Source organism: Agreia sp. VKM Ac-1783 (assembly GCF_900177765.1).
Classification (GTDB): Bacteria; Actinomycetota; Actinomycetes; order Actinomycetales; family Microbacteriaceae; genus Agreia.
Window position 1 is genome coordinate 309,318 of record NZ_FXWI01000002.1, and the last position, 13,495, is coordinate 322,812.

Annotated in this window: 11 protein-coding genes; 4 read left to right on the forward strand and 7 right to left on the reverse strand. The window is 64.9% G+C overall.

Going from position 1 to position 13,495, the window contains the following annotated elements:
* Nucleotides 1-85 precede the first annotated feature (85 nt).
* From CCK87_RS06510 to dut, 4 genes are all read right to left on the reverse strand, one after another.
* Complete coding sequence (locus CCK87_RS06510; protein WP_086460635.1) at nucleotides 86-2,905, reverse strand: aconitate hydratase; 2,820 nt, start codon at nucleotides 2,903-2,905, stop codon at nucleotides 86-88.
* 165 nt (nucleotides 2,906-3,070) lie between these two features.
* A complete protein-coding gene (locus tag CCK87_RS06515; protein ID WP_086460636.1) occupies nucleotides 3,071-3,796 on the reverse strand; it encodes a DUF3159 domain-containing protein in 726 nt (241 codons plus the stop codon).
* Nucleotides 3,796-4,467 (reverse strand): DUF3710 domain-containing protein, encoded by a 672-nt coding sequence (locus tag CCK87_RS06520; RefSeq protein ID WP_086460637.1) that lies wholly within the window; start codon nucleotides 4,465-4,467, stop codon nucleotides 3,796-3,798. The genes CCK87_RS06515 and CCK87_RS06520 overlap by 1 nt, the downstream gene beginning before the upstream one ends.
* Nucleotides 4,464-4,952, reverse strand: coding sequence for a dUTP diphosphatase (dut, locus tag CCK87_RS06525; protein ID WP_170927172.1), 489 nt, complete (start codon nucleotides 4,950-4,952; stop codon nucleotides 4,464-4,466). The genes CCK87_RS06520 and dut overlap by 4 nt, the downstream gene beginning before the upstream one ends.
* Before the next feature lie 40 nt (nucleotides 4,953-4,992).
* On the opposite strand from dut, the gene CCK87_RS06530 reads away from it, so the two are divergent.
* Nucleotides 4,993-5,424 carry a DUF3093 domain-containing protein gene (locus tag CCK87_RS06530; protein ID WP_086460639.1) on the forward strand — a complete coding sequence of 144 codons (432 nt, stop codon included), beginning with the start codon at nucleotides 4,993-4,995 and terminating at the stop codon, nucleotides 5,422-5,424.
* A 30-nt stretch (nucleotides 5,425-5,454) separates the two neighbouring features.
* Here CCK87_RS06530 and CCK87_RS06535 read toward each other — a convergent pair whose 3' ends face one another.
* Nucleotides 5,455-5,748 (reverse strand): DUF4193 domain-containing protein, encoded by a 294-nt coding sequence (locus tag CCK87_RS06535; protein WP_055928962.1) that lies wholly within the window; start codon nucleotides 5,746-5,748, stop codon nucleotides 5,455-5,457.
* A gap of 160 nt (nucleotides 5,749-5,908) precedes the next feature.
* Here CCK87_RS06535 and sepH point away from each other — a divergent pair, with 160 nt between their 5' ends.
* Nucleotides 5,909-7,087, forward strand: a complete 1,179-nt coding sequence (gene sepH, locus CCK87_RS06540; RefSeq protein ID WP_249273751.1) for a septation protein SepH — start codon at nucleotides 5,909-5,911, stop codon at nucleotides 7,085-7,087.
* Nucleotides 7,088-7,096: 9 nt separating this feature from the next.
* Here the strand turns inward: sepH and CCK87_RS06545 are convergent, their stop codons facing one another.
* Nucleotides 7,097-8,164: a nucleotide pyrophosphatase/phosphodiesterase family protein gene (locus CCK87_RS06545; RefSeq protein ID WP_249273752.1), complete on the reverse strand. Its 1,068-nt coding sequence runs from the start codon at nucleotides 8,162-8,164 to the stop codon at nucleotides 7,097-7,099.
* A 189-nt stretch (nucleotides 8,165-8,353) separates the two neighbouring features.
* Here CCK87_RS06545 and CCK87_RS06550 point away from each other — a divergent pair, with 189 nt between their 5' ends.
* A complete protein-coding gene (locus CCK87_RS06550; RefSeq protein WP_086460641.1) occupies nucleotides 8,354-10,882 on the forward strand; it encodes a DNA topoisomerase IV subunit A in 2,529 nt (842 codons plus the stop codon).
* Between the two features lie 74 nt (nucleotides 10,883-10,956).
* Here the strand turns inward: CCK87_RS06550 and CCK87_RS06555 are convergent, their stop codons facing one another.
* On the reverse strand, nucleotides 10,957-11,184 hold the full coding sequence (locus CCK87_RS06555) for a hypothetical protein (protein ID WP_044438448.1): 228 nt from the start codon (nucleotides 11,182-11,184) through the stop codon (nucleotides 10,957-10,959).
* Nucleotides 11,185-11,392: 208 nt separating this feature from the next.
* Here CCK87_RS06555 and CCK87_RS06560 point away from each other — a divergent pair, with 208 nt between their 5' ends.
* Nucleotides 11,393-13,477, forward strand: coding sequence for a DNA topoisomerase IV subunit B (locus CCK87_RS06560; RefSeq protein WP_086460642.1), 2,085 nt, complete (start codon nucleotides 11,393-11,395; stop codon nucleotides 13,475-13,477).
* Nucleotides 13,478-13,495 lie beyond the last annotated feature (18 nt).

A 13,495-nucleotide genomic window follows, 5' to 3' on the forward strand; every position in this document is an offset into this window, starting at 1 on the left:
GACGGATCGTTCCGAGCACCGCTCGGAACGACGTAAGCGCCCTCGAGGATGCTATGACGCATCCAGCGAGGGCGCTGACGTTCGATCAGGCGACGAGGCTTCGCAGCACGTACTGCAGGATCCCGCCGTTGCGGTAGTAGTCCGCTTCACCCGGGGTGTCGATGCGCACGACGGCGTCAAACTCGACGATCTGCTTGCCCTCGGGCGACTGCTCGCTCGGGGTCGCCGTCACGCGAACGGTGCGGGGGGTCACGCCGTCGTTGAGCTGTTCGATGCCCGCGATGCTGACGATCTCGGTTCCGTCGAGTCCGAGCGAGGCCCAGGACTCTCCGGCGGGGAACTGCAGCGGGACGACGCCCATGCCGATCAGGTTCGAACGGTGGATTCGCTCGAAGCTCTCGGTGATCACGGCCTTGACGCCGAGGAGGCTCGTGCCCTTCGCCGCCCAGTCGCGCGACGAGCCGGATCCGTACTCCTTGCCGCCGAAGATCACGAGCGGAGTCGACGAGGCAGCGTAGTTCTGCGCAGCATCGTAGATGAACGACTGCGGGCCGTCGGCCTGCGTGAAGTCACGCGTGTAGCCGCCCTCGACGCCGTCGAGCAGCTGGTTCTTGAGCCGGATGTTCGCGAAGGTTCCGCGGATCATCACCTCGTGGTTTCCGCGACGCGATCCGTAGGAGTTGTAGTCCTTGCGGTCGACACCGTGCTCGTCGAGGTAGCGGCCGGCCGGGCTGTCGCCCTTGATGGAACCGGCAGGGCTGATGTGGTCGGTCGTGACGGAGTCGCCGAGTTTGGCGAGCACACGAGCGTTGACGATGTCGGTGACGGGAGTCGTCTCCATGGTCATGCCGTCGAAGTACGGGGGCTTCCGCACATAGGTCGACTCGGAATCCCACTCGAAGGTCGCGCCCTCGGGGGTGGGAAGCGAACGCCACCGTTCGTCTCCGTCGAAGACGCCCGCGTACTCGTGCTGGAACATGTCCGTGTCGATGGACGAGTCGATGGTCGACTGCACCTCTGCGGCGTCGGGCCAGATGTCTTTCAGGAAGACGTCGTTTCCCTCGGTGTCGGTACCCAGGGCATCCGTCTCGAAATCGAAGTTCATCGAGCCCGCGAGGGCGTATGCGATGACCAGCGGCGGCGACGCGAGGTAGTTCATCTTGACGTCGGGGTTGATGCGGCCCTCGAAGTTGCGGTTTCCCGAGAGGACCGCGGTGACGGCGAGGTCGTTGTCCTGAACCGCCGACGAGATCTCATCGAGGAGCGGGCCGGAGTTTCCGATGCAGGTGGTGCAGCCGTATCCGACCGTGTAGAAGCCGAGATCTTCGAGGTAGGAGGTGAGACCGGCCTTCTCGTAGTAGTCCGTGACGACCTTCGATCCGGGCGCCAGCGTGGTCTTGACCCACGGCTTCGCCTTGAGGCCCTTCTGGCTCGCGTTGCGGGCCAGAAGCCCGGCCGCGAGCATGACCGACGGGTTGGACGTGTTCGTGCACGAGGTGATCGCCGCGATGGCGACGGCACCGTGATCGAGCGTGAAGTTCGTGCCGTCGTCGAGCGAGACGACCGTGGGCTTGGATGCCGTCTTGGGCGCGTGGCTGGCGTGCGAGTGGCTGTGGCTGTGTGACGGATCGGCATCTTCCGGCGACAGTTCGCCGGGATCGGAGGCCGGGAACGATCCGGTGCCGACGAGGTCGACGATGTCGTGCTCGACACGGGCGTAGTCGTTCAGGTCGTGCTCGAACTGATTCTTCGAGTCGCTGAGTTCGATGCGGTCCTGGGGGCGCTTCGGGCCGGCGATCGAGGGCACGACGGTGGCGAGGTCGAGTTCGAGGTACTCGCTGAAGACGGGCTCGACGCTCGGGTCGTGCCAGAGGGTCTGCAGTTTGGAATACGCTTCGACGAGCTTGACCTGCTCTTCGCTGCGGCCCGTGAGCCGGAGGTAGTCGAGGGTGACGTCGTCGATCGGGAACATCGCAGCGGTCGAACCGAACTCGGGGCTCATGTTTCCGATGGTGGCCCTGTTGGCGAGAGGAACCTCGGCGACACCCGCGCCGTAGAACTCCACGAACTTTCCGACCACACCGTGCTTGCGCAGCATCTGCGTGATGGTGAGCACGACGTCGGTCGCGGTGACGCCGGTGGGGATCGCGCCGGAGAGCTTGAAGCCGACGACCTTCGGAATGAGCATCGAGACGGGCTGGCCGAGCATGGCCGCCTCTGCCTCGATGCCGCCGACGCCCCAGCCGAGCACACCGAGGCCGTTGACCATGGTGGTGTGGGAGTCGGTGCCGACGCAGGTGTCGGGGTAGGCGCGAAGAACGCCGTCGACCTCGCGGGTCATCGTGACACGCGCCAGGTATTCGATGTTGACCTGGTGCACGATGCCCGTTCCCGGCGGCACGACCTTGAAGTCGTCGAAGGCCGTCTGTCCCCAGCGAAGGAACTGGTACCGCTCGCCGTTGCGCTCGTACTCGAGCTCGACATTGCGCTCGAGAGCATCGTCGGAACCGAAGAGGTCGGCGATGACGGAGTGGTCGATGACCATCTCTGCGGGCGCCAGCGGGTTGATTTTCGTCGGGTCGCCGCCCAGGCTGCCGACGGCTTCGCGCATGGTGGCGAGGTCGACGATGCAGGGAACGCCCGTGAAGTCCTGCATGACGACGCGAGCCGGCGTGAACTGGATCTCGGTATCGGGCTCCGACGTCGGAACCCAGTTGCCCAGAGCCTCGATGTGCTCGGATGTGATGTTGCCGCCATCTTCGGTGCGCAGCAGGTTCTCGAGCAGCACCTTCAAGCTGAAGGGAAGCTTCTCGTACCCGGGGACCTTATCGATGCGATAAACCTCGTATGAATCGTTCCCGACCTTCAGCTGATCTTTCGATCCAAAGCTGTTGACTTTCGACATCGTCGCCTTCTCCTTCGAGCTCCTGAAGTCAATCTTTGTCCCGGGGAACGCTCGAGGGCTAGCAAGGCTAACCTAACCGCAATGCCGGGCGGGGCCTCCGAGCGAGCGCCCCGATGTATCTTGACGTCAAGATAAATCGTAGCACTCGCTCCGGCGCGGCGACACTCAGGGGCGGGCGTCGGCCTCGCTCTTGCCGTGACCGAATGCGGTGCGCACCAGAAGCCACGTGACCCACAACATGGCCGCGTACAGGGGCACTCCGAGGATCAACTTGACGGAGCCCAGGGCGGCGGCCTGGCCCGCGAGGTAGAGAGGGCCCTCCACGCCGAGTCGCAGCGCGAAGAGGCCGACCCAGCACCAGGTCGCGACGAGCACGACCCGGAACTTCGCCCGATCGGCACGCCATCCCTTCGAATCCCCGGTGAGCAGTCCGACGATGATTCCGATGAGTGGCCAGCGCACGATGATCGAGACCACCAGCACGACGATGCTGACCGCGTTGATGATGAGTCCGGGAAGGAAGTTGTCTTCTGCGCGTCCCGTAAAGAGCGCGAGAGCCGCTGAGATCGCAACACCGAGCAGGCCGGTGACGGCCGGCATGACGGGGCTTCGTGTGACCGCCCTGACGACAATGAAGCCGACCGCAACGATCACGGGTGCGAGGACGCTCGGTGTGAGATCGCTGGTGATCGTATAGATCACGAGGAATGCGAGCCCGGGAAGAAGCGACTCGATGAGCCCGCGCACTCCCCCGATCGCGCGGATGAGCGAAGCGGCCGTGGGAGTCTCGCCCGGAGTCACCTGACCGATGCCCGCCCGCCGTGCCGCATCCGCGAATGTCTGCGACAGGCTGGGGGCGGGCTCGCGGTCGTCGGACTGCGGCGCCGACATCAGGCGCTCGTCGGAGGTGTGGCCGTCGCGGCGGTTTTCGGCATGTTGAGGGGAATGAGATCGCGCGGCGGCATGGGCTGCGTTCCTCGCACCACGACGACACTTCTGAAGAGCTCTTCGATCGCGAGTTCGGCGGCCGGGTTCGTGAGCGCCTCTCCCGCGATGACGCCGCGAAGGAACCACCGGGGTCCGTCGACGCCGACGAAGCGCGCGAGACGCGACGACGGCGAGGCGTCGGCCGACGTGCCCGCCGCGACGGGCACCTCTCCCACCAGCTCTGGACCGAAGGCGCCTTCGCGGGCCGTGCTCGTTCCGCCTTGCTTGATGATCTGATCTTCGATCTGGGCGCGGATCTCGTGCCAGAGCCCTGTGGACCGCGGAGCGGCGAACGCCTGCACCTGAAGAGTGGACCCTGCGTAGTCGAGACCGACGGCGACGACGCGGTTGGTTCCCTCTTCTACCTCGAGCCGAAGGTGGAGACCTTCGCGAGGGAGGATCTTGAGACCACCCAGATCGACGTACGGGCGAGCGGGATTGGCCTCATCCGCGTCGAAGGGCCCTTCCTCCGCGCGATTCGCCGGTGCCGATTTCGTATCGAGCGGCTCCTGGTCTTCGAGGTCGTCGATCGACTCAACGCCTGCGTCGTCGTTCGGCTTCTGCAGATCGCTCATGCGTTCTCTCCTTGTGATTCGGATGCTGTGGGCCCGGTGATCGATGCAGAGGTGGAGTATCCGGTCGAACCGAATCCTCCTGCGCCCCTGCCGCTGCCGGGAAGAGTCTCGACGGGAATGAAGACGGCACGGGACACCGGCATGACGATGAGCTGGGCGATCCGATCCCCGACGCCGATATCGTACGGCACCGTGCTGTCTGTATTCAGGAGAGCCACCTTGATCTCCCCCCGGTAACCCGCGTCGACCGTTCCCGGCGAGTTGACGATGGTGATGCCGTGCTTGGCGGCGAGCCCACTGCGGGGAACGACGAAGGCGGCGAAACCGTCGGGGAGGGCGATGCTCACGCCGGTGCCGACGAGTCGACGCTCGCCAGGCGCAAGCGTCAGGGCCTCCGTCGACGTGAGATCGGCTCCCGCGTCGCCAGGGTGAGAGTAGATGGGAATATCGGTGGCCTGAATGAGAACTTCGACTGACTGGGTCACGCAGTCGAGGGTAGTGCAGTTTGTCTGATCGAATAGGTGCATGTCTTCGTATCGTGAGCGGCTCTGGCCCTCAATCTGGATCTACCTCGCCACCGCACTCGTCATACCGGCGAGCAGCCTCGTGCTCGCGCCGGTGAACATCGTGGCCGGGGTCGTCGCGGCCGGCGTTCTCTTCGTGGGGCTGGCGGGGATCTTCATCGTTTTGGCCCCCGTCATCGAGGTGAAGGACGGCATGCTCATCGCGGGCAAGGCCCGGATCCCCGTCGAGCTGCTCGGCACGCCGTCGATCTTCAGAGGCGGCGCGGCGACTCTGCAGCGTGGCCAGCGTCTCGACGCGCGCGCCTGGCTATGCCTCCGGGGATGGGTGGATCCAGTCGTAAAAATACCCCTCGAGGATCCGGACGACCCGACGCCGTATTGGCTCGTGTCGTCCCGGAATCCTGAGGGGTTGACGGCTGCTCTGTCCGCCTGATCGGCGGTACCGTGCGCGGGGTGCTCTGCGTCAGGCAGCGCACTCCACGCAGATCGGGCCGAGCTTCTCTTCGTGATCGATCTGCGAACGGTGCTTCACGAGGAAGCAGTTGACGCAGGTGAACTCGTCGGCCTGCGGGGGCAGGACGACGACGTCGAGATCGAGGTCGGAGAGATCGGCTCCCGGCAGTTCGAAGCCACCGGGGTTGTCAGCATCGTCAACATCTACGACACCAGACATCTTGTCTGGAACGCGCTCTTTGAGCGCTTCAATCGACTCCGAATCGTCGTCGTTCTTGCGCGGAGCGTCGTAATCAGTTGCCATGCCCATCCACTTCTGAGGAGATTGATAAAACCAAATCGGCGGCGTTAGTTTGCACGAAAGCCACCGGAATAGCAATTCGGATTCGAGTCCGCATCGCCCATCGACGCCATCAACTTGCGGCACGCCCATTACATTCCCGGAATTCAGCCGAGAACGTGGCATGGTCGTAGCAACAGTGACCGCTGGAGGCCTCTTCACCATGCAGGAATTGACAGTAATCGGCGTCGAAGACGGCGCCCTCCTTGTTGCATCCGACGCCGGCGAGCGATACCGCATCGCCATCGACGACGTGCTTCAAAGCCGAATCAGGCAGACCCTGACGCCGTCGAACACGGGCAAGCGCGTCTCGCCCCGCGAGATCCAGGGCCATATCCGTTCGGGTCTGTCTGCCGAAGAGGTGAGTCGCCTCACGGGAGCTGATCTCGACTACGTCGAACGGTTCGAGGGCCCTGTGCTCGCTGAGCGCGCATACGTGGTGAACTCGGCACTCAAGGTGGCGGTGCAGATCGACTCTGCTCTCGACCCGCTGGGCGAGGAGCCGACGACGACCTTCGGCGAAGCCATTCAGGAGCGGCTCGAAGGGCTCGGCGCTTCCGACGAGCGATGGGCGAGTTGGAAGGACGAAACCGGCTGGATCGTCAAACTCTCCTTCACCGCGAACGAGATCGACCACGACGCGCGTTGGCAGTACGACCCGAAGCGGCACGCCCTCGCTCCTCTCAACACCGAGGCCGTCACCCTCTCGCAGAACGGTGAGATCACCGAAGGACTCATTCCGCGGCTCCGCGTCGTCTCACCGAGCGTCGAGGCCGAAGAGTCGGAGACCGCGCCCGCGGCAGTGCCGACCAGCACGAACGACACCGCGCCCAATCCCGAGGTCATTCCCTATGGTCGGAGCACGTCGTCGGCGGAGTCCTCGGCTGCAGCGACCTCTGCCGCCATCTCTCGTTCAGAGGAACGACCCGCAGAGAACCTGAACCAGACGGCAGACCTCCTCGAGGCGCTCCGCCGTCGTCGGGGCGAACGCGAGGCCGCCGTCTTCGTCGACGACTTCGACGACAGCGGATCCTCCTCCACCCCACCAGCCGCTGGAGGCGCTTCTCAGCGGGCTACCGACGCCCCGCGCGAGAAGCGCGACAGCGAGTCTCGGCCGACCCTCACCTCGTCGATCTGGGCCTCTGCTGCACGCACCGACACACTGGATGGCATCGACACGCCTGAGTCGGAGTCCCCGGCTCCCGCGACAACTCAGCCGAAGCCGCCGCGCCGCAGTCGCGCTGCGATGCCCAGCTGGGATGAGATCGTCTTCGGCGCTCGCACCGACGACGACCTTGCCTGACCGGCGCTCTCAGCGCTCGAATGCGCCGAATCTGAGCAGCGGGACCATCAACTCGTCGGTATTCCAGGATCCGTGTTGGCCGATCATTCGGCGTGACGGGTCGTTCGGTTTGCGCGCATCGTAGTAGACGATGTTCTTCGCGGCGGCGACGATGATGTCGCCGATCCTCGGCGCGACGGCATCGTCGACCGCACCGAACCATCCGGCCTCGATCGCTTCGTCTCTGGTGAGCACCCACGCGCGTTCGCCTTCTGACTCGCGCCAGGCATCCAGAACCGACTGGCGTGCCTCTGCCGAGAGCTCGGGGTCGAGGTGCAGCTGCAGGCAGCGAGGATCTCCGGCGACGTGGACGACCCCCCTCATATGCTCGTCACCTCCGAAGAGCACGTGAGAGGTCTCGGGCACATCGATGACGCCGTGGTCTGCCGTGAGCAGTACTCCCTCATCTGCGCGAAGGGTGCGCACGAACACCTGCATGGCCGAGTCGAGTTCTTCGAGCAGATGCGTCCACCGGTCGGACTGCCACCCCTGGGCGTGGGCCGTCATATCGAGTTCGGGAACGTACACATAGGAGATCGACGGGGAATCGCGGTCGAGCACCGAGCGAGCCTCGTCGAATCTGTCCGAGATCGAATCGGCGGCCAGGTAGCGCGCCCCGCGCAGCACCGCATGGGTGAAGCCGGAGGACTCGTATCTTCTCGGTCCGATAGCCGTGGCATCGATTCCTGCCGCCGTGGCGTGCTCGAACACGGTGCTGCGCCTCTGCCAGACGGAGGGCTCCATGTCGGCAGCCCAACCGGTCAGTTGATTGGCCACTCGCTGCGTCGCCGGGATCAGTGCCGAGTATCCGACGAGTCCGTGTTGCCCTGGTGCTGCTCCCGTGGTGAGCGAGGTGAGGGCGGCAGCTGTCGTGGTGGGGAAGCCGCTGACGAGTGTCGCCTTCTTGAAGAACCGCGACGTCAGAAAACGGGCGTGCCCTGCACGCTGGCGCAGAGCGGATGCGCCGAGCCCGTCGACGAGGACGACCACGGCTTTCGAGACGGCCGGGAGCCCGAGGCGATTGTCGTCGGATGTCACGGCCGCGAGGCAACTGGGCAACACGTCCGACAGACGAGGCTCGTCGGATCGGGTCGCCGGTAGCATAGGGGGCATCGGGGCCAAGTCTGGCACACGTGACGGCAGAATCTCTCGTCCCGATCACGAGCCGAGCGTCCACCGATCCCGCACCGGTGCGCCGCCTTTCTTCGAAGAAAGCCCCATTCAGGTATGACACCGCAGACACCAGACGCCGCCCCTGAGACGCCCGAGAAGATTCTCGACGTCGACGTCTCGACCGAGATGCAGGACTCGTTCCTCGAGTACGCATACTCGGTTATCTATTCGCGCGCTCTGCCCGACGCTCGCGATGGTCTCAAGCCGGTGCAGCGTCGCATCCTCTATCAGATGAGCGACATGGGGCTCCGCCCCGATCGGGGGCACGTCAAGAGCGCCCGCGTGGTCGGCGAGGTCATGGGCAAGCTGCACCCGCACGGCGACACGGCGATCTATGACGCGCTCGTACGCATGGCCCAGTCGTGGACCCTGCGTGTTCCTCTGATCGACGGACACGGCAACTTCGGCTCTCCCGACGACGGACCCGCAGCTCCGAGATACACCGAGGCGCGCCTCGCAGCGGCTGCTCTCGCAATGACAGACGGACTCGACGAAGACGTCGTGGACTTCGTACCCAACTACGACAACCAGCTGACTCAGCCCGACGTCCTCCCCGCAGCGTTCCCCAACCTACTCGTCAACGGAGCGGCCGGGATCGCTGTGGGCATGGCCACCAACATGGCTCCCCACAACCTCGTCGAGGTCGTCGCCGGGGCGCGCTACCTGATCGACAATCCCGACGCGTCGATCGACGACCTGATGTCGTTCATTCCCGGCCCGGATCTGCCCGGTGGTGGAACGATCGTCGGACTGGCGGGCATCCGCGACGCGTACACGACCGGTCGGGGCAGCTTCAAGACGCGGGCTCGAGTGAGCATCGAGAACCTCACCGCCCGCAAGGTCGGTCTCGTCGTGACCGAGCTGCCCTATCTCGTGGGAACCGAGAAGGTGATCTCGAAGATCAAAGACGGCGTGACCAGCAAGAAGCTCGCCGGCATCTCCGACGTCACCGATCTCACCGACCGCACCCACGGTCTGCGTCTGGTCATCGGCATCAAGACAGGCTTCAGCCCGGATGCCGTTCTCGAGCAGCTCTATCGGTACACCCCGCTCGAAGAGTCGTTCAATATCAACAACGTCGCCCTCGTGAGGGGTGAGCCGCAGACGCTCGGCCTGCGTGATCTGCTGCAGGTGTACATCGATCACCGCATCGAGGTGATCACGCGGCGTACGCGTTTCCGGCTGGCTCGCCGAACCGAGAGATTGCACCTCGTCGAAGGTCTGCTCATCGCGATCCTCGACATCGACGAGGTCATCCAGGTGATCAGGGCGAGCGACGACACCGAGGCCGCTCGCGTGCGATTGATAGACGTGTTCGAGTTGAGCGTGCTCCAGGCGGACTACATCCTCGAACTGCGTCTACGACGGCTCACCAAGTTCTCCCGCATCGAACTCGAAGCAGAGCGAGACTCCCTGCGCAAGGAGATCGAGGAGCTCACCGCCCTCCTCGGCTCTCCCGCATTGATTCGCCGGGCCGTCTCCTCTGAGCTGGACGCCGTCGCCGAGAAGCTCGGCACCCCGCGCCGCACGCTGCTCACCGAGGCGAAGGCCGGCGCTGCGCCCTCGTCACGCAGGGCTCAACCCGTCGTGCTCGAACTCGCCGACACCGCCTGCGTGATCGTTCTGAGCACTACGGGTAGGGCCATCCGAATCGATTACCCCGAAGGCACGGATGCCGCGCCGCTTCCCGGGGCAGCGGCCCGCCGGGCGCGTCACGACGCCGTTCTCTCTCTCGTGAGCACCACGAGTCGCAGCGAGGTCGGTGCGGTCACCACCCTCGGCAGGCTCATTCGTATGCCGGTCCTCGATCTGCCCGTCGTTCCGATCAACTCGGTGCAGCTCGCCGCCGGCGTGCGCATCGCCGAGTACCTGGGGCTGGACACGAAGAAGGAGCGCGTTGTCGGCCTCGTCTCGCTCGACTCCCCTGTTCCGATCGCGCTCGGCACCATCAGCGGTGTGGTCAAGCGACTCATTCCCCAGGATTACGCGAACAAGCCCGACTTCGAGATCATCGCGCTGAAGCAGGGCGACTACGTCGTCGGAGTGGCCCAGCCGAGTGAGGAGAGCGAGTTGATCTTCGCCGCCTCCGACGCCCAGCTGCTCCGGTTCTCCGTGAACTCGGTGCGCCCTCAGGGGCGCACGGCCGGAGGCATGGCCGGCATGAAGCTGTCGCCCGGCGCCCGGTGCATCTACTTCGGCGCGGTGGCGCCCGACGAGAGCGCTGTCGTCGCGACCGTGGCCGGCAGCACGTCGATGCTCCCCGGAACGGATGCGGGCAGTGCCAAGGTGTCTGACTTCTCGGAGTTCCCAGCCAAGGGTCGTGCGACGGGTGGAGTCCGCGCTCAGAGGTTCTTGAAGGGCGAAGACATCATGCTTCAGGCGTGGGTGGGTCCGCAGCCGGCACTCGCCGTCGGCACAGACGGTTCGATTCGCCAGCTGCCTGACGGCGGCTCTCGTCGCGATGCTTCGGGTACACCGCTCGAGGCGATCGTCGGTTCGATCGGTGCCACGATGGCTTCCCGGATGCCGACCGTTCCTGGCTCCGGCCCGGTCGGTGACGCCGACTCTGGCGAGACCGACTGAGTAAGCACATACGAAGAGAGGCCGTTCCCCGTGGGGAACGGCCTCTCTTCGTATGTCAGACGTTACGTCGTGACCTACTTCTCGAGGAGTCGCGCGGACTCGTCGAGCCAGCTCTTGGCGAGCGGCGAAAGCTTGTCGTGGAACTTCTTGCCGTGGTGCGAGCAGAAGAAGAGTTCGCTGCCGGACTCCATCTCCACTCGAACGTACGCCTGCGCGCCGCAGCTGTCGCAGCGGTCTGCGCCGGTCAGCTGGTACGTGGTCTCTTCGGTGATGGTGCCGTTTTCCGTTGCTGTTGTGTGCATGTGATGCTCCTCACGCCTCGCTGCTCGACAACCGATCTAGTTATCAAATCACGGGTAGGTTTTGCCGGTGCCGCTTTCGCTCGTGTTTCGCTGTGCGCGTACGTCGAATCGGGTGTTTCGTGTCGGTGGACCGGCACGGCCCGGCGGGAAACTACAGTTGATCGCTGGGCCCCGATCCAATAGGCCCGACGCTTATTTGGGAGAACACGTGGCATCGGCCGACTATTCCGCACGGCACCTGTCTGTACTCGAGGGTCTCGAGGCTGTGCGCAAGCGCCCGGGCATGTACATCGGGTCCACGGATTCCCGCGGGCTCATGCACTGCGTCTGGGAGATCATCGACAACTCCGTCGACGAGGCCCTGGGCGGCCACGGTTCCGAGATCGAGATCCAGCTGCACGCCGACTCGAGCGTCGAGGTTCGTGACCGTGCGCGAGGAATCCCCGTCGATATCGAGCCGAAAACCGGCCTGTCCGGGGTCGAGGTCGTCTTCACCAAGCTGCACGCCGGCGGAAAGTTCGGCTCTGGTTCGTATGCGGCATCCGGTGGTCTGCACGGCGTCGGCGCCTCGGTCGTCAACGCCCTCTCCGAGCGCCTCGATGTCGAGGTCGACCGCGACGGCAAGACCTATGCCATGTCGTTCCACCGGGGAGAGCCGGGCGTCTTCGACGACGCCGGTTCGATTCCGACGCCGGATGCGCCGTTCACGCCGTTCGAGAACGGCAGCGAACTCCGCATCGTCGGCAAGGTCAAGCGCGGCGTCACGGGAACGCGCATCCGATACTGGGCCGACCGCCAGATCTTCAGTTCGACGGCTCGCTTCCAGACTGAAGAGCTCTTCGATCGCGCCCGCCAGACCGCGTTCCTCGTGCCGGGCCTGTCGATCGGCATCACCGACGAGCGTGGCGAAGAGGTGCGCCGCGACGCGTTCCGCTTCGACGGGGGGATCGCGGAGTTCGTCGAACACCTCGCAACAGATTCGGGCGTCACCGAGACGTGGCGACTCCAGGGAAGCGGATCGTTCACCGAGACGGTTCCCGTGCTCTCGCCCCAGGGCGCCATGGTGCCGACGGAGCTCAGCCGGGAGTGCGACGTCGATCTGGCCCTGCGTTGGGGAACAGGCTACGAGACGACATTCCGCAGTTTTGTGAACATCATCGCGACGCCCAAGGGCGGAACGCACCAGGCCGGTTTCGAGGCGGGTCTTCTGAAGTTCCTGCGCCAGACCGTCGAGGCGAACGCCCGTCGGCTCAAGGCGGGAACCGACAAGCTCGAGAAAGACGACGTGCTCGCCGGCCTGACCGCTGTTCTGACCGTTCGGCTGCCCGAGCCTCAGTTCGAAGGCCAGACGAAGGAGATCCTCGGAACCCCCGCGGTACGCAACATCGTGTCTCAGGTCGTCGCGAAGGGCCTGAAGGAGAGATTCGAGTCGACCAAGCGCGACGACAAGGCCCAGACCGCTCTGGTGCTCGACAAGGTCGTCGCCGAGATGAAGTCGCGTATCTCAGCCCGAGCGCACAAAGAGACCCAGCGTCGCAAGAACGCCCTCGAGTCGTCGTCGTTGCCGGCGAAGCTCGTGGACTGCCGTTCCAACGATGTCGCTCTGAGCGAATTGATGATCGTCGAGGGTGACTCGGCGCTGGGAACGGCGAAGCTCGCGCGCAACAGCGAGTTCCAGGCGCTTCTGCCCATTCGAGGCAAGATCCTCAACGTGCAGAAGGCCTCGGTCTCGGACATGCTGGGCAACACGGAGTGCGCCTCGATCATCCAGGTCATCGGCGCCGGCTCTGGGCGCTCGTTCGATCTGTCTACGGCCCGTTACGGCAAGATCATCCTGATGAGCGACGCCGACGTCGACGGAGCGCACATCAGAACGCTGCTGCTCACGCTGTTCTTCCGCTACATGAGGCCCCTGGTCGAAGACGGTCGCGTCTACGCGGCCGTCCCTCCCCTGCACCGCGTCGTCGTGATGAACCCCGGCACGAAGCCCAACGAGACGATCTACACCTACTCAGAGGCGGAACTGCACACTCTGCTCACCCAGCTCGACAAGGCGAAGAAGCGCTACCAGGATCCGATCCAGCGCTACAAGGGCCTGGGCGAGATGGATGCCGATCAGCTCGCGACGACGACGATGGACAAGCGCCACCGCACCCTGCGCCGAGTCGGTGTCAGCGACGCCGAGCGTGCTGAGCGCACGTTCGACCTGCTGATGGGCGACGACGTGGCCCCGCGTAAGGAGTTCATCATCGCGGGCTCCGAGGGTATGTCGCGAGAGCGCATCGACACCTGATCCGCGCCGCGCCGAGAA

Bases quoted from the DNA above. Each gene is read 5' to 3' on its own strand.
- CCK87_RS06510 (WP_086460635.1), bottom strand. From the start codon at position 2,905: ATGTCGAAAGTCAACAGCTTTGGATCGAAAGATCAGCTGAAGGTCGGG.
- CCK87_RS06515 (WP_086460636.1), bottom strand. From the start codon at position 3,796: ATGTCGGCGCCGCAGTCCGACGACCGCGAGCCCGCCCCCAGCCTGTCG.
- CCK87_RS06520 (WP_086460637.1), bottom strand. From the start codon at position 4,467: ATGAGCGATCTGCAGAAGCCGAACGACGACGCAGGCGTTGAGTCGATC.
- CCK87_RS06530 (WP_086460639.1), top strand. From the start codon at position 4,993: ATGTCTTCGTATCGTGAGCGGCTCTGGCCCTCAATCTGGATCTACCTC.
- CCK87_RS06535 (WP_055928962.1), bottom strand. From the start codon at position 5,748: ATGGCAACTGATTACGACGCTCCGCGCAAGAACGACGACGATTCGGAG.
- sepH (WP_249273751.1), top strand. From the start codon at position 5,909: ATGGTCGTAGCAACAGTGACCGCTGGAGGCCTCTTCACCATGCAGGAA.
- CCK87_RS06550 (WP_086460641.1), top strand. From the start codon at position 8,354: ATGACACCGCAGACACCAGACGCCGCCCCTGAGACGCCCGAGAAGATT.
- CCK87_RS06555 (WP_044438448.1), bottom strand. From the start codon at position 11,184: ATGCACACAACAGCAACGGAAAACGGCACCATCACCGAAGAGACCACG.